We start from the raw sequence: 22,883 nt of genomic DNA, 5'->3' as shown, positions 1-22,883 counted from the left end.
ACTTAGCGAAAATCACTCGGTTATTAACCAGTCGTTGGTGTTTTGCACGCGATATAAGCCAGATTCTTTAGCAAGTTGACGCAGATAATTTCCGTGTCCTGCACCGTACACAACCAATACTCTGTCGCCTTTTTCGGTGTGGCTGACGATGTTATTAAAAATCCTTAAATTTCGTCCAAACCAGTATTGAACCCAATTTGTACCCACAGGATCTTCCAAGGTACCCAGTTGTGTTAAATGAAAATAAGCGATGGCATCTTGGCTTAAATATTCTTCTGAGTTTAAATGGCGGATTGCATCCAAAACGGTACCTTGTTTCAGTAATAAATCGCTTTTAAACGCGTAGGACTCGATGAATTCTATGTGCTTTTTAAATCGATCTTCTTGGTGATATCGTTTCACCGCAGATTGATAATCGATGTCTTTCACTGGCGTGGAATCGTCAGTGTCAACCGCGTACAGGTTCTTAAGTGAAAGAGCACAGGCAGTTCGAGCACCCAATTGATAGCTTTCGCTTCGCCTTGAGATTGTGTTCTCTAAGCAGGTTTGTTGATAATTTTTATCGACTTCCGATTGTTTGGTTACGTCGATCTCAACCATGATTTTGGTGGGGTGAAACTTTTCTAAAGCACGAGAAATATCTCGTATTTCAGCTTGTCTTTTATCGGATAAAACATCGTCTGCCTTTACATTTACCAGATCTAACCCCGGATTATTCATGTGGAAGCTGCCGACAAATAAAAAATCGGCAATGGGTTCTGCTTGCAGCGATACAGCACCGAATAGTGTAGCGAATACTAGGGCAGTCTTACTGATAAGTTGGTGTGTAAATGTGTTCATGGCGCTCCAATTAACACGATCGTTAACACAATCGCGGAGAAAAAAACGAGACAAAGTGGCTGATTATGGGAGATAAAACGACCGGGTTATAGACGCGTAACTTGACCAATGGGTTTACCGCTCAGGATTAGGTCTTTTAGTAAGAATTTGCATTTTTACCTCAAGGTCGATGACATTGAGTTTTTCAGCTGACGAATCTGGAGAACCGTTTTTCAAATTTATTTTTCATAGATTTTGTGAGTTTGCCTCGGTATCGTTTGAATCAATCAACAATGGCTGTTTTGTAGCGTTAAGGCGATCTAATTGGATGTTTGTTAAGAGCTTTTATCGAGAATCCCTTCGATAAATTTCTTTATACCGCTATTAAGTTGCTCAAATAAGTTACTCAAAAAATACAGTCATTTATTTTATTCATGCAAATAGATAATAAGGCAAATTCTAATGACCAAACCCTTATGTATTGTGGCGGGTGTTGGACCCGGTAACGGTTTAGCATTTTGTAAACGCTTTCTCAAAGAAGGTTTTAGGGTCGCCATTGTGGCGCGCAGCTTAGAGCGAATGACCGAATACGCGCAAATGGATGAACAGGTTTTTCCATTCGCTTGCGATCTTTCAGACCCGGTTGCGGTGGCTAATACATTTCACCAAATTATCGAGTCGCTGGGTACTCCTGAAGTCACGATTTATAACGCTGGCTCTGGGGTTTTTGGTACTGCACTTGAAACCTCTATCGAAGATTTCGAATCTACGTGGCGACTCAGCGCCCTAGGCTTGTTGTCGGTTTCCCAAGCCGTAGTACCTTCTATGTTGGAGCGCGGTAAAGGAACGCTTTTGGTAACCGGCGCCACCGCATCATTGCGAGGTGGTGCTAAGTTTGCCGCATTTAGCTCGGCAAAGGCTGCACAACGTAATCTTGCGCAATCCATGGCTCGCTCGCTGGCGCCCAGTGGCATTCACGTGGCTTTGGTGATTATTGATGGCATTATCGATATCCCGCGCACCAGAGCGATGTTCCCAGATAAACCCGACGATTTCTTTATGCAGCCGGATGATATTGCCGATACCTATTATGCCTTGAGCCAACAAAACAAAAGCGCTTGGACATTTGAAGTTGATATTCGAGCAAATACAGAAAGCTGGTAATAAAAAAGAGGCCGTTTGGCCTCTTTTTAGAAAAGCGTTGTGAATCAAAAGCATCTGATTTAACAAGTTATTTTTTGTATAAATTCAGATTTATCGTTACTGGCTCATAAAAATCACGTCACTGACCAAATCACACGCTAAGTCGTTATAAACCAAATGGCGCCAACGCATATTACGGCGCTAACAAAAGCCAATACAGGTGATTTTAACCTAGGCACAACTTCTGCTGGAATCGATAGCGTTTTCTTGCCGGTCACCATTGGACGAACAAGGTTATCGCGTTTTACCAGATAAGCGATTATCGCCAAAATATGTATCGCAACCAAAGCTAATAAAAGTTTGAAGCCAATGTGGTGAATGTTGGTGAATAGCTCTCCGAGATCGGCGTCGATCGAATCAGCAAATGGACCACCGTAAAAATACCCGTCAGACGTAAACAAACCCGTTGTTGCTTGAACAATCAATCCGGCTATTAAAACCAACACCATAATGCCACCCGCCGGATTATGGCCGATTTGCTCTGCATGACTGTGTTGAGATTTATTTTTTAGATAGTGAATAATCTCGGCCGGGGATTTGATGAAGTTAGCGAATCGCGATGTATCACTGCCGATAAATCCCCAAACAATTCTGAAGACAATTAATCCCAGTAACAAACGCCCGGCTCTCATATGCCAATCCATAAGATCATCGGAGATTTCAGCGCTGTACCATAAAAATATCATCAACAGAACGATAGACCAGTGCCAAAGGCGCGTGGCGCCATCCCATACTTGGACTTGATTCGATTGCGCAACCTTCATGAAATTAAAACTCTCCTTAAAACTGCTGAATAAAACAAAGGCTCTGAAATATAGCACTGTTGTTTATAATGCCTGTTTGTGTTCGATCAATGAATTTATTTACACAATTTATTTAGTGATAACCTGTGTTAATGTAGCGCCTAGGTCTATTGTTAGACGAGCAGAAGAGGAATGAGTAAACGGGGATGCCTGAAAAATCATCAGTACGAGTCATTAGCCGAGAAAAAGCCACCAATATTATGATTGCCAACGGAAAAGGCGGTGTTGGTAAAACAACTTTGGCTACCAATTTGGCCGCACATTTGAGTGTTATCGGCCCGGTTGGCATTCTCGATCTCGATCCTCAGGGCAGTTCGCGTTTTTGGTTGCAACTGCGTGGTGAGCGTGAACCTAAAATCATCTGTTTAAACTCTAAAGAGTACGATCGCGGCCAGGTAACGCGCACATGGATGGCCCATAAAGTGAGCCAGCAGGTTCGTTACGTTGTCTGTGATACTCCCGCCGGTCTTGGTTCTCCAAAACTTGATCAGTTATTAAAAGAAACCGATGTTCTGCTCATTCCGGTGGCCCCGTCTCAAATAGACATTCACGCCACGGCGGCGTTCGTAAAATCGCTTTTACTGAATCCACAATTTCGCGCGCGACCCGTGCGTTTGGGCGTGGTTATGAATCGCGTTAAACGCAACACGCTGAGTTTTCAGAAGTTAGAAAAATTCTTAGCCAGTTTAAATATTCCCGTTGTAGCAACTATTCGCGATACGCAAAATTACTTAAAAGCGGTTGAAGCTGGTATGGGAATTAACGAACTACCCAAAATTACGCCAGAAGATGAAAAATCTTGGCGTGATACCATCGCATGGGTACGACAGTCGGATGCTACGCCTGCGGCGATGCTGGCGCGGCAGCAAGCAAAACAAAAGCTGGAAAAGGGCACCGACGAGCTATTGGGCTCAGGCACAAACCAGACGGATTAATTTTAGGAACCTCTGATTAACTCATCCTTGATTTAATCAGAGGGCAGAAATTGAAAATGTGATTTCCAATTTCTTCACAATTTCAATCACTTACAGTTCTTGAAATTGGCGACACATCCTTGTGTCGCGAGAAACTCTAGGTTAATCAGAGTTTCCTTTAGTTAAATGTAACGCTAAATTAATCGGCAATTGTCTCTATTTTTATGTGGGAACACTTCATGTCAGGACCAGCTAGAGCCGGGTTAATAATTTACGCGTTAAATCGCAAGCTTTTGGTTGATTTTTATTGCACCGTTTTCACCATGCATGTTTTGCATCAAAGCGATGATTTACACGTGTTGTCATCAAACGATATTCAGATAATTATTCATGACGTTCCCGAATATTTGCAGCCAAACGATAAGGTTAATTTATCCGTCGAGCCAAAAGTATCGACGTTGAAGTTTTTTCTCAGTACCAACAATATGATCGAAGCAGAACAGAAAATTATCGAAATGGGCGGCGGCGTATTATCGGAAACTTGGCAAACACCGTTATTTACAGTGAAAAACGCGTTTGACTCTGAAGGTAATGTGTTTCACCTAAGAGAGTTTGTATAAACGAAACTCTGATTAAATCACGGTAGCGTTGATCAGAGCTTTCTAAAGGTTTTGCAGTTATTGCTTGGATACCGAAATAATGTCGTTAATTTCGGTTAAATGTGTATCGAAACTCTCGGTACAGAAATACATTTTCGGCTCGACAGAAGATTGTTCTGGTGGCAGTTGTTGCAGAACGCTTAAATAGAAGTCTTCAAACAGTGGGGCGTTAAACCCGGTAATATTGTGTTTTTTTGATGCTGGTGTTTCTTGCTCATCGATTAAATGTATCTTGTTTTGCCTGTTGATTTCAAAATAAAAACTCGATAATGATTTTTGTAAACCTACGCCTAAAGCTTTTACGTAAGCTTCTTTTAATGTCCAAATCTTAAAAAATAATTCTATTTGCTCGGCGCCTGCTTCTTTCAATGCAAGCACTTCTTTAGCGTGAAAGTAGTGTTCGGCAATGTCGATAAAATGGTTTTTACGCTTTTTAATCTCAATATCAACACCAACTTTACCGCAGTTGGTTATCGCGGCAATTACAATGCCTTGTGTGTGTGAAACGTTAAAATCAATTTTACGATCAGAATTAACCAGTGACGGGCGGCCAAACTCGTTGCGGTTAAAGCATACGTTCTCGGGTGCAATTTGGGTTATTTCGGCGAGTTTTTTTCGTAATAACACTCGTGCAATAAGATGTTGTGTTTGAGTGTCTTGGTGGCGAATGCGGTGATAACGATCTTGTTCTTGATCGTTTAACAAATACATCCATTGTTGGGTAATTGCGTTTATATCCCAGTCGCTATAACGGCAAATATAAAGATGGCAGAATGGTTGATTGAACATAAAATTCTTAAAGTGCAGCCTAAATAGGTATTAAAACTGAGTTATTGGTTTATTCACTTTGCCAGAGAAAAATCTCGCTTTAAATTAAGGTGGGCAAACGCCGCGTACCTGAGTGCCATCGCGTTTATGACAGGTGCCGTTCCCGGTCATAAGCCCGTCAGAGAGCTCACCCTCAAAGCGATCACCACCGGCATTCCAGTAGGTGCCAATACCGTTTTTCTTATCGTTTTTCCAAGCACCGTCGTATTTTGAGCCGTTCGCGTATACAATTTTGCCAAAACCCCAGCGCATACCGTTTTTAAATTCACCTTCGTAACGACTGCCCGACGACCACTCAAATACGCCAAATCCGTGCGGTAAATTATTTTTGCATTCGCCACTGTAGTAACCACCGTTTTGAAAAGTGAGCGAGCATTTGTTATCAGATGTTGTATTGTGGGTGTTGGCAGTAATTTGGTTGGGGGTATCTGGAGTGGTTGTTAGATTCGAAACTGAGAAACCTACAAACACAAAGATAATCATTACACCAAGAATTAACATCCACAGGTTTAAGCGGAATGCTGTTTGGTCTTTTTCGCCGAATTCATTATTGGTTGAGAATTTTTGCCGAACGGATTTTGGTAAAAGGCCAAGAAATGCTGCGCTAAAAAAACCTTTAATGGCGCCGGTGGTGTTGTCTGTATCGTGTACGGAATGTTCTAAATCTTTTAAATAAAAACTTTGCGCTTGCGGGTTTCGAGCATTATTAACGACGGTGGTTTGACTGGTATTTTCGAGAGATTCTACACGTTGTTCGTCGATATATTTTGCGGTACATTTAAAGCCTGAAATTTGTGTGCCGTCCATACCAACAATGGGATGACGTTTGGCTTTAAATACAACGTTAATTTCAGAGCCGATTTTAAGGTTTTGTTTGAGTTGCAATCGAATCTGGTGAGCGCCGCCGTTTTCGGGCTGATTAACTACGGCGTTGATTATTTCCAACCATTTGCCTTCGGTATCGGCTTTAAAATCCGCAACAGATACACCTTGATGCGTAGCAATGATTTTATTTAACGCGATGGTTACCGTATTGCCTTCGCTGACGCTCAGTATTTCTGGTGGACTGCTTGTCATTGCCAAGGCTTGATCACTTTTTTGCGTTTTACTGCGAATGGCTTCAAGCAGCTTCGCCGACTTTGCAGCAGCTTTATCGGAATATTTAACCGTAATTTGAGCGCTGAAAGGTTCAATGCTCTCGTCGGTAGTCTGTGACCACATCAAAACCTGCTTAGGGTGGTAGCGAAGTTCGATATTTTTAACAATTGGTAATTCTTCGTCTAAAACCAATAACAGAGAAGATGGCTGATGTTCACCCGAAGATTTTATTTCTACCAACGCCGGAGCGATGATTTTTTCGTGTTGTGAGCCTGGTGCCGAGATCGCTAAGGAGAAATCTTCAGCCAGTGGCGCCATGTCGATGTCTAATAATTGATTGGTTTCGAGCTTTAGTAAAGCTGCTGAAGCCACCGCGCGGGTGATTTTGAAACCGTTATTTACGCTCGATAAATCATTATTAGAGCTTGATTGCATAATTCCCAAATAACTTATGTTGGTGTGTATTAAGTTTAGCGCACTTAAGCGCGTGTCATGACATGGCCAATGTAATCTCTGATTGCAAAGACGGTAACAAGGTTCGATGGAATACTAACGGATTTTTGGCAACTTTTCTTCTGGATAGGGAAGTCACGAATGACTCTATGACACAAACTGCTTTATTAATAGCGTGTTGATCAGTGAGAAGCAATTTAAAAGACAATATCTGTGGGAGAAGATGGCAATCCCTTGCCGAGAGAGTTGATCCGTGTAGCCAGAGGCGACAAAGATCATCAGGTGAGTCCGTATTCTTTAGCTGGCCGAGCTGTATCGCAATTGTTCATGAAATACGACGGGGCTTTTGGGTTGCTTGTCGGTACGTTTAACATTAATTGAACGGCGTTCATCTCTTGGCGCCATACCGACTTGCTCGCGATAAACCTTACTGAAATGCGGCATTGATACGAATCCACATTTGTTGGCAATAGATACGATCGATTGTTGAGTTTCGCGCAACATCGATTGCGCACGAGCGACGCGCAGCCTCAGATAATAACGCGACGGTGAGCATTGCAGGTGTCGCTGAAACAGCCGCTCTAATTGGCGGCGCGATAAATGAATGTAGTTCGCCAAGTCATCCAGTGGTAAAGGTTCTTCTAGATTGTTTTCCATCAGGGCAATGGCTTCGGCTAGCTTAGGTTGCTTAGCGTACTCGGCGCTGGCACCTTCTACTTGGTTTTGGATTTCACGAGAACTTTGTAGCAGCGAACCCAAATCAAAATGATGGCTGAGTTTGTTAAGCACACACAGTGCGACCTTTTGACCACCTTGCTGGCCGACCAAATTCAAAATCACCTTAACGGTATCGCACACACCATTGTGTTTGCGGCTTGCGGTTAGTGCTTGCGAGCTGTCGGTTGCCGCTTGAGTATCATTTGGAATGAGTGTGCGAGTGTTTAAAATGGTGTGATCAATACGCTGCTGACGTAATTGGTTGAGGATTTGAGAAGAGTTGGCAGATAGATCGGTTTCGATTGTGCTGGTCAGAACAATCAGTTTGAGATGGGCGTCGGGCAGATTATTCGAACTGTAGGTTTGATCGGCCATGACATTGACGCCCAAGTCGGAGCGAACCATCCGATCATTCAGTGCATAGGTTTGCCATTCGAACTCTTCGCAGGCCATGGCTTCGTTAGCCAGCTTTAGCGCTTCTATCACTAATGTTAAATGAAGTGAGCAGAATCCCGGTGTTAATAAGATCCCAAGTTTGCAACTGGATTGTTTGTCCCAATGAATCATATTTCACTCAACCTTTTTGTTTGGTTCCCGGTATCGAAATTTTGAGTCAGATACTTCGCCCAACTCTGCACTGTTTTTATTCAAAGAAAAGTTAAACGGTTAAGCAGCAAGATATTTGCCATGGTTCAAAAATTTTATCGCTACTTATTCGGTTTGGTCGTAGAGTTTAGCGAAGTTATATATCGATAATGTTTCGAAAACCAAATAATTTCAAACTTTCGTGTTAGGTTTTATAAAGGTTCTATGTAAAAGCACTGTAATTTCAGGGTTTTGCGAGTTAGTGCCTTTGTATCGAAAATTTGCGACGACGGTCAGATATTGGAAAAGTTTTTTGGAATAGCCATTAAAGTTTTCGCCATAAATCGCAAAAAAAACTTTCAGCCGTTCTTAAGGTGATTAAAGATTCAAAATAAAGACGCTATTTTTGCACTCAACACGTGCAAGCAGTGCTTAAATAGGTTGCAAACGATTTTCGGCTAATGGTTATGACATGCGGGAGGTTCGCCATTACTAAGGCGTTGTTCTGGTCATCGGATACCCATAAAAAACGGCACCGAGGTGCCGTTTAGTACGAGTGTAGCTTCGCTTAGAACTTCTCTGCGAATTGCTCTTTGTACAACAAGATATCCGCTGAGGCGAGAGCACTCATGTTGAAGATCGCGCGTGGCGACGCAGAGTTCACAATCACATGAGCAGGTCTGGCAAGGCCGGATAGGAAAGGCCCAACCATCAAGCCATTGGCTTTGCGACGTAACAAGCCAAGCGTGATGTGCGCTGCATCGATATTTGGGAAGATCAATAAGTTAGCAACGCCTTTAAGTTGACTGTGCTTAAAGATACTTTCGCGGTAAGGAATATCCAGCGCCGCCATGGAGTGCATTTCGCCATCCAATTCAACATCTGGGAATTTCACGCGAAGAATCTCTGCGGCCTTACGCATTTTAATCGCTGACGGCGCGTTAGACGTGCCGAAGTTTGAGTGCGACATTAGCGATACGCGAGGCTCTAAACCAAAGCGTTTAACTTGGTTAATAGCAGATTCGGTGATGCTAACAATTTCTTCTGCCGTTGGATCAACGTTCGCAAAACAGTCCGCTAAGAACAGTGGGCCGTCTTTCATAATTAAGGTAGAAAGTGTGCTCAACTGAGGATGTTGCGGATTGCGGCCGATGATCTCACTGACGTGACGTAAGTGGTAATCGTAACGACCCACCTTACCAGCCAACATACCATCGACGGTACCTTCGCGAACCAACATCGCCGCCATAACGGTGGCGTGGGTACGCAACATGGTTACGCAAGCATCAAAAGAGTTGCCCTTGCGACCAACAATTGCGTGGTAGCGCTCGCTCAAAGAGTTGATCAACTGCTCGTCTTCTGGGTTAACAACTTGGATGTTTTCGCCAATTTTTAAGCGTAAACCGAGTTGTTTGACTCGCTCTTCGATCACTTGAGGGCGACCGATCAGAACAGGAGTGGCAACGCGCTCATCAACAACTTTTTGCACTGCATGCAGAACGATTTCGTTTTCACCTTCGGCGTAAGCGAGTTGTTCTTCGCCGCGCTGTGCCGCTGCAACGATGGGTTGCATAAACATGCTTGAGCGAACAACGTAACCGTTAAGTTGTTTTTGGTAAGCGTCCAGATCTTCGATGGGGCGAGTTGCAACGCCAGATTCCATAGCCGCTTTAACAACAGCCGGTGGAATGGTCGCAATCAAACGAGAATCGAACGGTTTTGGAATGATGTAATCAGGGCCAAAACGCAGCTTCTCACCGGCATAGGCTTTTGCCACTTCGTGTGTGGATTCTTGCATTGCCAATTCTGCAATGGCTTTCACACAGGCAATTTTCATTTCTTCGTTAATGGTGGTTGCACCGCAATCCAACGCGCCACGGAAAATGAACGGGAAGCACAATACGTTGTTTACTTGGTTCGGATAATCCGAACGACCGGTCGCCATGATGCAGTCAGGGCGGGCAGCCTTAGCAATTTCAGGAAGAATTTCTGGAATTGGGTTAGCCATTGCCAAGATTAACGGGTTTGGTGCCATGCTCTTAAGCATTTCCGGCGTTAATGTACCGGGACCAGAAAGACCCAAGAAAATATCAGCGCCATCAAGTGATTCTTCAAGAGTACGCTTGTCAGTAACCTGAGCATATTCTTCTTTATACTTGTTCATACCGTCTGGGCGACCACTGTAGATCAAGCCGCGGCTGTCACAAATATAAACATTTTCTTTGCGAAGACCCATGCTCACCATTAGGTTTACACAGGCAAGACTGGCCGCACCGGCGCCAGAGGCAACCAAGATGACATCTTCAATTTTTTTACCGATGATTTTTAAGCCGTTGTAAACCGCTGCTGCGGCAACAATTGCAGTACCGTGTTGGTCATCGTGGAAGACTGGAATATCCATGCGCTCACGGCATCGACGTTCAATCTCAAAACACTCAGGTGCCTTAATATCTTCTAGGTTAATGCCGCCGAAGGTTGGTTCAAGCGCGCATACAAGATCAACGAAACGGTCTACATCCGGCTCGTTGACTTCAATATCAAATACATCGATGTTGGCGAATTTCTTAAATAGAACGGCCTTGCCTTCCATTACTGGCTTAGAGGCCAATGGACCAATATTACCAAGGCCAAGTACCGCGGTACCGTTTGAAATAACACCCACGAGATTACCGCGCGCAGTTACTTCTGCCGCCGCCGCAGGATTTTCTTCGATAAGCTGACATGCGTAAGCCACACCGGGAGAGTATGCTCTTGCAAGATCGGATTGTGTTTCTAGAGTTGTTGTAGGCGTAATTTCCAATTTACCGGGTCTTGGTAAGCGGTGATACGCAAGCGATGCTTCTTTAAAAATTTCTTCTGGAGTCTTGTCGGACATTCACCCTCTCCTTGATTTTTTTTGGAGTCGATCCGGGGGTCGTGATATTAATGGGAAATACAGTAAAACGATAGACAGATATACATTAACTTAGAGAAGCTAGTTTTAATTTAGCAGAAGAAAATTATTGTATGTCCACGACATTATAAGGATTTTTACTGTGCCAAAAAATTAACACGGGCTACACTCTTTTTGCAGGTGCAGCAAAAACAGTGTTATTTTTTTTGTTTAGTTAGTTTATCTTGATTCACATGACAAGAATCAGTTCTGCAAAATTCATGATTACGAAAATATCTCAGCAATTATACGCACAAATTCCCGAAGATACCCTGTATCACTACACCTCTTTGACCGGTCTAATGGGTATCGTCGAATCGAAAATGCTCCGCGCTAGCGATATTCGCTATATGAATGATTCAACTGAGCTGAAACATTTGTTAGTTTTATTATCGGACGAAATAAATATTCGTCTAAACGCTGGTTCCGCTTTTGCCCAATTACTTAACCAGTTTTCGCAGTGGCTTTCTCATCGAATTGTTGATGGCCCTATGTTATTTGGTGCCTCCTTTCGCGCTAATGGTAATTTGTTAAGCCAATGGCGTGGTTACAGTACGCACGGCAAAGGCGTTAGTTTAGGGTTTAATCCAAAATACGTACTCGATTGCGCTGCCTACCACGATTTTTCGGTTGGTAAGTGCATCTACAATCCCGAAGAACAAAAGCAAATCGCTCGCCAAATCGTAAATTCCGTGGAAAATACGGCAAAAAGTAACCACGCAGACTATGTCCAAGCTGCAATACCCGATTTCACTCCAATCTTTGAATATATTGAAGGTGATCTGTTAAAAATCGCAGCCATCTTAAAGCATCCCTCGTTCGAGGAAGAGCAAGAATGGCGTGTGGTTTCGCCAATATTTACTCAGAGCAATCAAGCACCCATTTATTTTCGCGAAAGTTTATCGATGCTAGTGCCTTACTATGCCTTTGATTTTACACGTAATAACCCAGAGCATACGCTGCAATTGCAACATGTTTTTGTCGGCCCAACCAGTAACAGCGAATTGTCAATGAAGTCCGTGGCGCTGTACTTACAAAGGCAAGGTTGCAGTCCAACCGAGAAAATCAGCTATTGTCGAATTCCTTATCGACAAAAATAAGGGTGAATTTTCATTATTGTCGACAGTTTTTCTGTGTGACCTTCTATTCTAGTTAATTAAAATAGCAGCTTTAATAATTTATCGGCTTTTATTGCAAAAAAGGCAATTTTAGTGATGTTTTAAACAACATTTACCGAATTTAAATTTACGCAAAGCCAAAAAATATTTAGACGCTGGATTTTTTGTTGACAAAAATTGCTTAGCTTGTTGACGCTCTTGCGTTTTAATCCGTATTTACTTCAACGGTTGATCATTTGCTCACACCTACGCATTTAAGTGTATTTCTCTAAAAGATGTATCAAATTTCCTGCGTTAAATAGCATTGTAATTGTGTGCATACATTTGATCTGAACGTGAAAATGTTACAATTTCCGCATGCTTTTATCCTGCGCCCCTATTATTTTGTGTATGAATCCACCCATCAAGAATTTGATGATATTGTGAATTAAAATTTTTGTGTTCGTGAATTTATGAAAAACCGTTTTTTTTATAATCTTTTTTAATCACTTAAATTGGAATTTTAGAAGACGTAATATTGCACTGCAGCATATTGATTGACGGCTTTTTTTTAAGAACGAGTTGAGCGCTGCGAGGCGCCTGTGCTCTTAAATCACACAGGCAAAAAAAGTTTATTGTTTGGGATGAGATTTAAAGAAAGACCAAATTTGTTCACTGATATTTGGCGCATCTGGATAACTAAAATCACCTTTTTCGCCACCATACCAGCCGTGATCGGGCCCGTCTAACCAAAGAGTTTCGATTAACGTTCGCGACTTACCCGATTCACTGCCATAGGATTTAGGGTAATTGAAACTCTCAAAGTGCCATTGGCAGCCCTTGGTTTGCCCAAATTTAGACGCAGCAGGATGTTGAGTATCAATACCATAAGCTTGTGCCCAGGTATCTCGCAGATTTTCACCGGATTGAAAGTGCACCGTGCCGTCTTGTTTGGAATGGGTTATTAAAATTGGAATAGGGCGTTGTGGATCTTCTAGAGCTTCCGTCATGGACGAACGACTTTCCTCCACCGATTGAAAACCCGGCTGCACAAAGTTGCCCATCAAATTAATCGCCCGAGCGGTTTCTCCGTAACAAACACCTGCGACCGGAGCACCGGAGGCGATCAATGAATTGCGTGTCACCATCAATGCCACGGTCATGCCCGCGCCCGACGATAAGCCCGTTACGTGAATTCGGTTTTGATCAACGGGAAATTCTTCACAAAGCTCCAGAATGAGCTGGTGCAAATCTTCAACTTCGCCAGAACCTGCTTCACGTTGACTGCGCATCCACCAGCCCCAGCAATTGCGAAATCGCAACCCGGCGTAGCTAGTAATAAATGGATAAACAACGATAAAGCCTTCTTTTTCAGCAAGTTTTGAAAATTCAGAAATGTGTTCAATATCGAGATGATCTTGTTTGCAGCCGTGCAGCACTAACACCAAAGGTACGGGTTTGGTTGGGTTGGACGATACTTTACTTGGAATAACTAAGCGGTAGTCGCGCGTGCGTGAGCCTCGATAGGCGCGCGATTCAAATTGTCGATCGTAGATCTGCGGTTCGCTGGTGGTGAATGCTTGAATGTTGGCTTTCAGTACTTCTGTTTTACGCTTTACTTTCGAAAGGCTTATGCCGCGTTGCAAGCTTTTGGCTTTTTCGCTGGCCGATGTGCAGCAGTCTTTAAGAAACGTGCTGGTTGAGTTGAAGCTTTTGCTGAGAGAGTTTTTAAAGAAGTCAAAACCGGGAATAGTGTTGGAATCCGATGGTGTTGATTGTTTTCTGCGAGATTTTTTCAGATCCACATCACTGCGGATGGTGTAAAGGTTTGCTAGTTTGTCTTTGATTTTCAAGCCGAGCTCCTTGCGGTGGTTGTATCTAATGAAAGCACCTTTTGAGTGATTCATCGAACTTTCGCGATAACGAGCATAACCTCAAGTTAAGAGGCCATCACCGGAAGAACTAAGGTCGCTAGGCTTCGGGGTGATTCATAGAGATGCCAGATATTCTATTCTTGCGGTAAACTAATCAGACCATACGTGTTTAAATTATATCCATAAACATCGAATGCCACAAAAACGTTCAAATATTGTTCAGAAGGGTTTCAGTGAGTCCGTCCCAAGCTAATTTATTAACGCAGCCTTTGGCATCGGATTATTACAGGCGAAACTTTCTTGAACTGCTGGATTTGGTTGAGCGTCAGTACGACGATCTATTCACACCGCAAGAAAGAACCTTTAATCAACATTTTCGTAAGCTCAGTTTCGATGCACAATGTTTATTGGTGCGTTTGGTGTCGCGAGCGCCGACAGTTTTTCGTATCGATAAACTGCAATACCCAGAAATCGCAGACATAAATGCTGCTCTTGCTGATCTGCATTGCCATGGTTTTGTCGCCAATCAATCTGAACGAGCAGCAACAGAACTTGAACCTTTGTTCTCACAAGAAGAATTAGCAACATGGCTTGGGGCTCAAAAAATTTCAGACTTGGTCTCGGTTCAAGGGTTGATTCCGGTCATTTCAAAATCACGTCAGCGTGAAGAGCTCGCGACCGAAACACAAGGTCAATTAGGAATGGTTGCCGCGCATCCACAACCAGAGCAGTTTTCTTTGAAAAAACTCAAGCGAGCGCAGTTAGGGCAATTATTTTTTGAATACGCTCAAGCACATTTAACGGATGAACTTTTAACACCACTCCCTTTTGAAACGATTACGCTTATTTGTGGCGACTGGATTACACGTTTACGAGTGATGTATTTTGGTAATTTACGCCAAGATTTATCGCAGTTCGTATTGCGCGATTTACAACTGCAAGAATTTCAGCCCTACGTTATTGACCGTGAAAATCGTCTGTTTTTACACAGTAATAGCATCGACCTATTCATTGAGCTGCACAACATAAAAACAATAATCAATGCAATAAATGTAGATCTTGAAATTTTCTCGGCGCATTTTGAGCATAACGAAGTATTTGTCTTCGACAGTCTTTTGCATTATTTAAGTCTTCATCTTAATTGTTGGAAAATATTTCTGTTTTTCAAGCGTTGGCGTGAGCTTGCCGGTGCCGAGATTATCCAACAACTAGAACTGCTTGCTCGGGCGGGACACGATCAACGACCATCAAAATCATTGTCGCACCTATTGTGGTTGACCTTGTCGATTATTGTTTCAATTATGCAGCGCAAAATACGCGAAGACTTATCGATAGAGCAGTCTTTGGCGGCGGCAAAAATTCATCGGCAATTAATTTCCATTACCGAAAAACTGGCTTATCAATTTGAACGCGCAGACTTTCTCCAAATAGCGTTAGATCTATACACCGGAATTGATACCGCCTATGCCAGAGAACGAAGGGCAAGAATTCACGAGCGTTTAAAGCAAACACAACTTGCGTTGGCAATTTGTCAATCGATTAAAAACAACGCCAGTGAATTTGATGCTGCGGTGTCAGTGGCTAATAATACTCGCAGCGATGAATCTGAATTGGAATTTGCTGAGAGTTTTGGACACAAGCTGACGAAAAAAATACGTTATCTGTATTGGCCAAAACCCAAGCGTTATGAGCCTCCCGTGGAGATTATTAGTTGCGTAAAACCCGAGCAGCCGCGTTTTAATTCCGGTGCCGAAGACTGTGTTATTGAATATTTTTCCGGCGCTGGTAGCTGCTTTTTTGTCGAAAATTATTTAGTGTTAACGGTATTTTCGGTCGTTTATTGGGATTTAATATACGCCAATATTCCCGGTGCATTCACACAGCCATTTCAGCATCGACCCCACGATATTTTTGATGCTGAATTTACCAGTCGAAGACGGGCTGTTAAACAGGCAATTGAAAATGAATTATTAACAGCAGAGTTTATTGACTACTCATCTTTCTTCGAAAAATACTCTGCGGTACAAGTACTCAAGCAACCGTTGATTGATTTGCGGTTTGTAGATAATAGATGTTTAGAGCTTGCGTTAACCAGAATCAAAACTGAAGATTGGTTAAGTTTGTTTAATCGTCTCTGGGGGAATCTCAACGAGCATCGTCGCGGTATGCCAGACTTAATTTATTTCCCCACGTTAGATTCGCCTGAGAATGCCTATTGTTTTATTGAAGTTAAAGCACCTAATGATAAGCTACAAGATCATCAGCGACGGTGGTTAAAATATTTTTCGCAAAAAAATATTCCTCATAAGTTGATACAGGTGCAATGGGTTGCAAACGATTAGGTTAAGTGTTTCGCAACTGCTGGACTTTGCTCGCAGCGGCAATCTTGTTCGCGGTCAAATTCAACCGCGTGTACAGGCCAAAGACGGCATTCGTATACATCAATTTATACAAAAACAACGCGATCCATCTTGGTATTCGGAAGTTTCCGTAACGACTCAAGTTATCAAAAATTGCCGAAAAATTATTGTTCAGGGACGAATTGATTTAGTGAAACCAGCGGACATAGTCAGTCCGATTATTATCGAAGAAATAAAAACCCTGCAACTGAAAAGCGACAGCGTATCCGACGCTAAATTATCACTGTTTTGGGCGCAGGCAAAAATCTACGCGTATCTGCTTAGTCAAGATTCACAGTGGCAAAGCGACAGCTATATATTGCGGTTGAATTTGTACAGTATGTCGGATCAACGTAGTACGATTATAGAGAAAGAAATCTCTCTGTCCGAGGCTGGCACTTTTTTTGAAACCATTTTAGATCGCTATCTAAAATGGTCTGCTCTGGTTGAAGAGCATCGAGAAGATTCCCGTAAAACCATACTGGATCTTAAATTTCCATTTGAACAGTTTCGAGATAACCAGCGTTATTTCTCTCGATTTGTGTATCAAAATTTCCGGAACAAACAATCATGTTTGGTTGAAGCACCAACAGGTATTGGCAAGACCCAAAGTGTACTCTTTCCTGCGATTAAATTTTTAACCGACGCATCGGTGGAAAAGGTCTGCCAGATCTATTATTTAACCTTTCGAAATTCCTGCCAAAAATCTGCGATCGATGCCTACAACACACTACGGCTTAACTCGGGTTTAAAAGCATCTTTATTACAACTTCAAGCCAGAGAAAAACTGTGCCCGTGTTTAAATGGCGATAGTGATGAAGCAGAAAGCTGTTGTCGATTAGAAGGTTTTTACGATCGGTTATACCCAGCCATGCACGCAGCTTTAGGTTTGGAATGCCTGGATGCAAACACACTTTGCGCTTTGGCGGAGCAGTTTACTTTGTGCCCACATGAATTGGCGTTGGAGTTAAAACCCTGGGTCGATATAGTGGTAGGTGATATCAATTATATTTTAACGTTAAATCAAGAGGTTAAATTAGAAACTTCAGCCGATAAAAATGAACGCCTATTTTTAGTGGATGAAGCACACAATCTGCCCGAACGAATTCGCCAAGCGCATTTGATAAAATTTTTACCGAAAGAAATTTCTGTAGCGGAACATTTTTTAAGAAAGCAACGGAAATTTTTTAAAGAAAGTTTTAGGTTGGTATCTTCCTTATTGAATTTTCTAGAAAAACTCACGGACGATTTAGCCGCGTTTAAACAGCCAATGCCTTCTTCTCGATCTGAGGTTCAGATTGTCAAAAATCCTACGACACTGCATCTAGGTGGTCAGAATCCAGCAGGTCAGAATCTAGACGGTCGGAGCATCGATAAGATTTTCCAAACGCTCTTATCAGAAGTCACTCAATTTTCTGAAGCGTTTTACACGACTTATTTTTCAGAGCTGGGATTGTATCTGAATGCAAATACAAGAGCTGTAAACGGAGTGTCTTTGGTTGCAAACGATAGTCAATCACCGGTCTTAGATATTTTGTTGGCACTGTATCGTTATTGCGAAATTATCTTGTTTTATCGCGAGATAAAACCCAGTGGTATCATGCTCACGATAGAGTCTTCGGGTGTTGTGTTAATAGAATGTGCTGATACAAACGCCGTAAGTGCTTTTTATTTGAAACGGGCACGCTCGGTAGCAGCATTTTCAGCAACACTATCGCCGCTGGATTTTTATGCGCATCAAATTGGATTTGGCAGCGAGTCTGGTGTATTAGGCGATTCTGCTATGGTCGATAGCATTACATCCAACAACGTTTTAGAGGCTACAGAAAATACTACGGATGAGTTGGGGATTGACATTCATCGAGTGATTTTACAAAAAACACCTAAAAAAATCGCTTTTTCTGCGTCTTTAAGTCGTGCTCCAAACGTCGAAAAACTATCCAGCATTAATTTAAGATTACCGAGTGTTTTTCCCAGTGAGAATCAATTGGTCATAATTTCACGTTATTTAGATCTTAGCTGGAACAATCGCGATAGAGTTATCGACGACGTTGTTGATTTAATTATTTCAGTAATTAGTCATAAGCCGGGTAACTATTTGGTGTTTGCTGCTTCGTTTGATCAATTAGATAAGGTTTATGATTCTTTTATTGACAGAGAGTTGAATATTTCGTCGGTAAAACAGTCGCGGTCTGATTCTCAAGCCGCAAGAGAAACACTGTTCGCAATGTTCGAACCCGGTAATCAGACGCTGGGTTTTGTGGTGTTGGGTGGTTATTTCGCAGAAGCATTAGATTTTTACGGCGATAAACTTCATGGCGTTATTATATTAGGAACTGGTGCGCCGGTTCCCTCGGAAGGTTTAACTCGTCAATCGATGTGGTTGAATGAAGCGGGTTACGATGGATTCGCTACAACATTTATTTATCCCGGTGTTACCAAAATTTTACAAGCGGCTGGTCGGGTAATTCGTACCGAAACCGATCGGGGCGTTGTGGTTCTTGCAGATTCGCGATTTTCGCAGCAGCCTTATCTAGGGCTGTTACCCGGTCATTGGCAGTCTCGTACCTGCTCAAATCTCGATGATATATGTTCTCACTTGCGTAGTTTCTGGTGCGCAGATTAGATGGTAATGATTTTACGCATTAACTTCATAGACATTATTCTTTGAATTCTGAATTTTCCATTCCGAATTAATATTAAACTCTTTAAATTTTCTTAGAATTCAACTTGCTGATTATGAATCTTCTACTACTTTGAAGGAGGAATAAATAGCGGTGGATAAGTTTTGTGGACAGAAAAAAATCAGCTTATATATTCTAAAAAAATAACAACCGCTATTTTTTAGTGATTTTAATGCCAGAAACTAGCGCATTAAGATTCTTTCGTTAGAATTTAAATGGGGCTGCAATTTTAGACTTAGATATTGTTGAATCTCGACTTTCTCAAATTGTTGCTGTTCGTATTTTGGGTTGAATTGGGCGGTTTCGCCAAGTGTTTGTTGTTAGTTGAGAGGTAAAATTTTGGAAAAGGTTATTTTTCCAAATGCTAATGTTAGAAGTTCTAAGTCTATGGCTAAAACTGTTTTAGAGCGTTCTCCAATTAAATTTGGTTTTTACACTTGGCATTGGTGTCCGTCTCAGCGCTTATTTAACTATTCAGGTGACTCCTTAATACCTGCCGATGTTCAGCATTGTCTCGATCCTAAAGTATGGTTAAAAAAGCTTTCCAATAAAGATGCCGAGATAATTCTGGGTGTTCTGAATGAGCCGACCAGCGATAGCTTTGACGATGATCAGCGCTTGTTATATGAGTGGCAGCTAACATTATTTTTCTCTCATGGCTCTTTAGTCTCTCGCTGGACCGCCGTCAAGTTGTCTGTGAATCAAGAGTTACTGAGTCTTGAAGCCGATATTAATGATCCAGAACAAATAGAAACCGATCCTAATAAATTCGCCAAAGCACGGCTTGCTGGTAAAACTGATGCATTACTGTCTGTGGCAGATGAAGCAGCAAGTTTGTGTGAGAATAAACTGCACGGTGTTGGGTTAGTTTTTGATGATGAATGCATCGATGGAGAGCTGTTAGAAGTTCGTCTGGATTTTTGTCACAGCAGCGAAAATACAGCCATATTTTTGGGCAATGATGATTTAATGTCCGAAAACAACATTAATCCTACTTCTCGACCGGCATCAGCCAAGAGTCACTCGCGGTTTGAATCTGATTACTGGCAATCAGTTGTTAATATTATTAATTCCCTGCCCTGTGCGGTTTGGTGTGTTGATACCAATGGCCGTTATACGGTCGCTAATTATTGTGCATTTTCGAACTTAAATGCTCAGCCATTAAGTTTAACCGGAAAAACCTTGGCAGAGATTTTCCCTGCATCGCAGGCTATGTCGTATTGCGATCGTAACAATTTGCAGGTACTTAAGTCTGGAGAAGCTGTTTTAAATGTAGAGTCCAATTTATCTTCAGTCGATAATAAATGGTTTCGTTATGACCATTTACCGTTAAAAAATGATGTTGGCGAGTTAATGGGTGTTATGGTCATTATCGCCGATATTACAGATGCTAAACAAAAAGAATTTAATGCTTTAAGGGCAGAGCTTAGCTATCGCAATTTTATCGCTAACAGTTCAGGGGCAATTTTTGGTGCAAAATTAGATCGCCCCATGCAAATGTCGTTAAGTCGAGAAGCAAAAGCACAATGGATTCGCGAGTACTTACGGTATACCGAGGCTAATGACTCCTATGCGAGAGGGCTTGGTGTTGATTGCAAAGACCTTTTAGATAAACCTGTTTATCCATTGGCCAGTAGTCGTATAGAAAAATATATTTATCAATTAATTGATAATAATTTTTCGCTCGATTCTATTTTATTCAGTCAGCGATTGAGTGATGGTCGTTTAATTTGGCTCGAATTAAGTGCACACGCTTGTTTCGATGGTGATGCTGTCATTGAAATATGGGGGTTTTATCAAGATGTTACCGAACGTGTAGAAAGTGAGCTTGAATTAAAACGCAGTGAACAACGCTATCGCAGTTTTATTCAAAACAGCCACGACGGTATTGCTTTTATTGAGCTTGAAACCCGAATTCACCTAGACGATATTTCTAAACATAATTCGGATGCAATTATTTCGTCGGCCAAAATTGCCGATTGCAATCACGAGTTTGCCCGCCAGAACGGTTACGATTTTTATGTCGATGTCGTAGATTTACCCTTGGTGGAAATTGCTACCGCAGAGCAGTTACAGAGCTTGAGAACTGCGTTTGAGACTCATGACTTTCAATTCAATTGCTTAGAAGTTAAAAATTTAAGCGTTAGTGATCGAGAAATTTGGGTCACAATCAATACCGATGCTGTCATTATTGATGATTACGTTTATGGTTTTTGGACGTTTCACCGCGATGACACACAACGCAAACTTCATTTAGAAGAGTTGGAATATCAAGCTAATCACGATTCACTAACGAATTTACCCAACAGAAAGCGCCTTTACGAATTTATCGATGAGGCGATTAGCAAAACTGATCAGGGCGGAAATCTCGCATTAATGCTCATCGATCTTGATCGCTTCAAAGAAATTAACGATACCTTGGGCCACCATGTGGGTGATGCGTTACTCCAAGCGTTTGCAGTACGTCTTGAAAATGCTTTTAGAGATCAACCGGCTTTAGTGTCACGTCTCGGCGGTGATGAATTTGCCGTGGCCGTTTATGTAGAATCTAGAGAAGAAGGTTTGAGCCTAGCGAAGCTTGTTTTAAGTGAAATTCAACAGCGGGTGACGGTGGTAAAAATTGGTGTTGAAATTCGAGCGAGTTTAGGAATTGCTTATTGCCCTGAACATGGTCGAGATATATCGAGCTTAATGCGCTTTGCCGATATGTCGATGTATCAAGCAAAGGCCGAAATGCTCGGTATTCAAGAATACGATCCTGTTTTCGATCAATATACTCATAAACGCCTAGCGTTAATGAATGACTTAGCACAGGCCATTCGCGATGATGGTTTAACGCTGTTTTATCAACCCAAAATTTGTCTGTATGAATCTAGATTAATTGGTTGTGAAGCTTTATTACGATGGCATCATCAAACCTACGGAATTGTTTCTCCGGCGGAATTTATTCCATTAGCTGAGGCGACAGATTTAATTCATCCACTGACATTATGGGTTATTCGCAATGCGTTGCGTCAATGTCGAGTCTGGATGAATGAGGGTAAAAATATTACGGTTGCGGTGAATCTCTCTGCGCGTAATCTCGTTGCCGGGAATTTATCGGACTTTATTCGTGATGCGTTGGTTCGATATCGTGTTCCTGCAAAAAATTTAGAATTAGAAATTACCGAAAGTGCCATCATGGTTGATCCTAAAGGTGCTTTGGCCACCTTGCAAGAATTGCATGATATGGGTATTTCACTTTCTATCGACGATTTTGGTACAGGTTATTCGTCGTTGGCCTATTTAAAACAACTACCAGTTTCTACCTTAAAAATCGATTTCTCTTTCGTTATAAATATGATGAACGATGAGTACGACGCGGTTATTGTAAATTCAACGGTCAATCTCGCCCATAACTTGGGTTTGCAGGTGGTTGCAGAGGGTGTGGAAACTAAGGAAATTCTAAATCGTCTAGGTTTGATGAATTGTGATATGGCGCAGGGTTATTTTATTGGTCGTCCTATGGCTGTAGAAAACTTTGAGCAATGGGTTCGAGATTCTGAATGGTCAAAAAATCCGGCCTTTAAAACTTAGCTGTTTACTGAATGGTTAAACCTAATTTAGTGATCGATGGGATATTTGTGTTTTTGTATTAAGAGATTGTATTGCAGAGCTCTTGGGTGTTTTCACTCTTGTAAGTTTTGTCTTAATCTAATGTCAGTTAATCTGAGATTTCTAATAGTTATATTAACGCCAGTTTCACCTTAAAATTTAATTCAACGATGTAAAATTAATGAATTGACGCGTTGAATCCTGTCATTATTGCTAGTCGTTGT

At 41.9% G+C, this 22,883-nt stretch carries 14 protein-coding genes; 7 read left to right on the top strand and 7 right to left on the bottom strand.

Annotated features, from left to right (window positions below; genetic code table 11):
• Positions 1-12: 12 nt before the first annotated feature.
• Positions 13-840, bottom strand: a complete 828-nt coding sequence (locus ACYQ28_RS08735) for a DUF5694 domain-containing protein (RefSeq protein ID WP_460049634.1) — start codon at positions 838-840, stop codon at positions 13-15.
• 441 nt (positions 841-1,281) lie between these two features.
• On the opposite strand from ACYQ28_RS08735, the gene ACYQ28_RS08730 reads away from it, so the two are divergent.
• Positions 1,282-1,983: an SDR family NAD(P)-dependent oxidoreductase gene (locus ACYQ28_RS08730; RefSeq protein ID WP_460049635.1), complete on the top strand. Its 702-nt coding sequence runs from the start codon at positions 1,282-1,284 to the stop codon at positions 1,981-1,983.
• A 137-nt stretch (positions 1,984-2,120) separates the two neighbouring features.
• Here the strand turns inward: ACYQ28_RS08730 and ACYQ28_RS08725 are convergent, their stop codons facing one another.
• Entirely contained in the window at positions 2,121-2,786 is a 666-nt protein-coding gene (locus ACYQ28_RS08725) for a cytochrome b/b6 domain-containing protein (RefSeq protein ID WP_460049636.1), read from the bottom strand.
• Between the two features lie 185 nt (positions 2,787-2,971).
• Here ACYQ28_RS08725 and ACYQ28_RS08720 point away from each other — a divergent pair, with 185 nt between their 5' ends.
• Positions 2,972-3,760, top strand: coding sequence for a ParA family protein (locus ACYQ28_RS08720; protein WP_460049637.1), 789 nt, complete (start codon positions 2,972-2,974; stop codon positions 3,758-3,760).
• 218 nt (positions 3,761-3,978) lie between these two features.
• Entirely contained in the window at positions 3,979-4,359 is a 381-nt protein-coding gene (locus tag ACYQ28_RS08715) for a VOC family protein (RefSeq protein ID WP_460049638.1), read from the top strand.
• A gap of 57 nt (positions 4,360-4,416) precedes the next feature.
• On the opposite strand, the gene ACYQ28_RS08710 is transcribed toward ACYQ28_RS08715, so the two are convergent.
• The 4 genes from ACYQ28_RS08710 to ACYQ28_RS08695 all read right to left on the bottom strand — a co-directional run bounded on the left by ACYQ28_RS08710 (position 4,417) and on the right by ACYQ28_RS08695 (position 10,954).
• The gene (locus ACYQ28_RS08710; protein ID WP_460049639.1) at positions 4,417-5,187 is read right to left on the bottom strand and encodes a 4'-phosphopantetheinyl transferase family protein; all 771 of its coding nucleotides are present in this window, start codon (positions 5,185-5,187) and stop codon (positions 4,417-4,419) included.
• An 84-nt stretch (positions 5,188-5,271) separates the two neighbouring features.
• Positions 5,272-6,759, bottom strand: a complete 1,488-nt coding sequence (locus ACYQ28_RS08705; RefSeq protein ID WP_460049640.1) for an MORN repeat-containing protein — start codon at positions 6,757-6,759, stop codon at positions 5,272-5,274.
• Between the two features lie 315 nt (positions 6,760-7,074).
• Positions 7,075-8,061 (bottom strand): GlxA family transcriptional regulator, encoded by a 987-nt coding sequence (locus ACYQ28_RS08700; protein WP_460049641.1) that lies wholly within the window; start codon positions 8,059-8,061, stop codon positions 7,075-7,077.
• Positions 8,062-8,647: 586 nt separating this feature from the next.
• Complete coding sequence (locus ACYQ28_RS08695; protein WP_460049642.1) at positions 8,648-10,954, bottom strand: NADP-dependent malic enzyme; 2,307 nt, start codon at positions 10,952-10,954, stop codon at positions 8,648-8,650.
• Between the two features lie 278 nt (positions 10,955-11,232).
• Here ACYQ28_RS08695 and ACYQ28_RS08690 point away from each other — a divergent pair, with 278 nt between their 5' ends.
• Positions 11,233-12,111: a DUF2971 domain-containing protein gene (locus tag ACYQ28_RS08690; protein ID WP_460049643.1), complete on the top strand. Its 879-nt coding sequence runs from the start codon at positions 11,233-11,235 to the stop codon at positions 12,109-12,111.
• A 629-nt stretch (positions 12,112-12,740) separates the two neighbouring features.
• On the opposite strand, the gene ACYQ28_RS08685 is transcribed toward ACYQ28_RS08690, so the two are convergent.
• The gene (locus ACYQ28_RS08685; protein WP_460049644.1) at positions 12,741-13,961 is read right to left on the bottom strand and encodes an extracellular catalytic domain type 1 short-chain-length polyhydroxyalkanoate depolymerase; all 1,221 of its coding nucleotides are present in this window, start codon (positions 13,959-13,961) and stop codon (positions 12,741-12,743) included.
• Positions 13,962-14,215: 254 nt separating this feature from the next.
• Here ACYQ28_RS08685 and ACYQ28_RS08680 point away from each other — a divergent pair, with 254 nt between their 5' ends.
• The 3 genes from ACYQ28_RS08680 to ACYQ28_RS08670 all read left to right on the top strand — a co-directional run bounded on the left by ACYQ28_RS08680 (position 14,216) and on the right by ACYQ28_RS08670 (position 22,641).
• A complete protein-coding gene (locus tag ACYQ28_RS08680) occupies positions 14,216-16,324 on the top strand; it encodes a VRR-NUC domain-containing protein (protein ID WP_460049645.1) in 2,109 nt (702 codons plus the stop codon).
• The gene (locus tag ACYQ28_RS08675; protein ID WP_460049646.1) at positions 16,311-19,007 is read left to right on the top strand and encodes an ATP-dependent DNA helicase; all 2,697 of its coding nucleotides are present in this window, start codon (positions 16,311-16,313) and stop codon (positions 19,005-19,007) included. The genes ACYQ28_RS08680 and ACYQ28_RS08675 overlap by 14 nt, the downstream gene beginning before the upstream one ends.
• 445 nt (positions 19,008-19,452) lie before the next feature.
• Positions 19,453-22,641 carry a sensor domain-containing protein gene (locus ACYQ28_RS08670; RefSeq protein ID WP_460049647.1) on the top strand — a complete coding sequence of 1,063 codons (3,189 nt, stop codon included), beginning with the start codon at positions 19,453-19,455 and terminating at the stop codon, positions 22,639-22,641.
• Positions 22,642-22,883: the final 242 nt, after the last annotated feature.

It is taken from the genome of Sessilibacter sp. MAH1 (assembly GCF_054658315.1).
This window is presented reverse-complemented; position numbering and strand designations above follow the sequence as displayed.

What these genes read in the sequence shown, in the direction of transcription:
- ACYQ28_RS08730 (WP_460049635.1), top strand. Translation starts at nt 1,282, where the DNA reads ATGACCAAACCCTTATGTATTGTGGCGGGTGTTGGACCCGGTAACGGT.
- ACYQ28_RS08700 (WP_460049641.1), bottom strand. Translation starts at nt 8,061, where the DNA reads ATGATTCATTGGGACAAACAATCCAGTTGCAAACTTGGGATCTTATTA.
- ACYQ28_RS08670 (WP_460049647.1), top strand. Translation starts at nt 19,453, where the DNA reads ATGGCTAAAACTGTTTTAGAGCGTTCTCCAATTAAATTTGGTTTTTAC.
- ACYQ28_RS08705 (WP_460049640.1), bottom strand. Translation starts at nt 6,759, where the DNA reads ATGCAATCAAGCTCTAATAATGATTTATCGAGCGTAAATAACGGTTTC.
- ACYQ28_RS08715 (WP_460049638.1), top strand. Translation starts at nt 3,979, where the DNA reads ATGTCAGGACCAGCTAGAGCCGGGTTAATAATTTACGCGTTAAATCGC.
- ACYQ28_RS08695 (WP_460049642.1), bottom strand. Translation starts at nt 10,954, where the DNA reads ATGTCCGACAAGACTCCAGAAGAAATTTTTAAAGAAGCATCGCTTGCG.
- ACYQ28_RS08725 (WP_460049636.1), bottom strand. Translation starts at nt 2,786, where the DNA reads ATGAAGGTTGCGCAATCGAATCAAGTCCAAGTATGGGATGGCGCCACG.
- ACYQ28_RS08690 (WP_460049643.1), top strand. Translation starts at nt 11,233, where the DNA reads ATGATTACGAAAATATCTCAGCAATTATACGCACAAATTCCCGAAGAT.
- ACYQ28_RS08710 (WP_460049639.1), bottom strand. Translation starts at nt 5,187, where the DNA reads ATGTTCAATCAACCATTCTGCCATCTTTATATTTGCCGTTATAGCGAC.
- ACYQ28_RS08735 (WP_460049634.1), bottom strand. Translation starts at nt 840, where the DNA reads ATGAACACATTTACACACCAACTTATCAGTAAGACTGCCCTAGTATTC.
- ACYQ28_RS08720 (WP_460049637.1), top strand. Translation starts at nt 2,972, where the DNA reads ATGCCTGAAAAATCATCAGTACGAGTCATTAGCCGAGAAAAAGCCACC.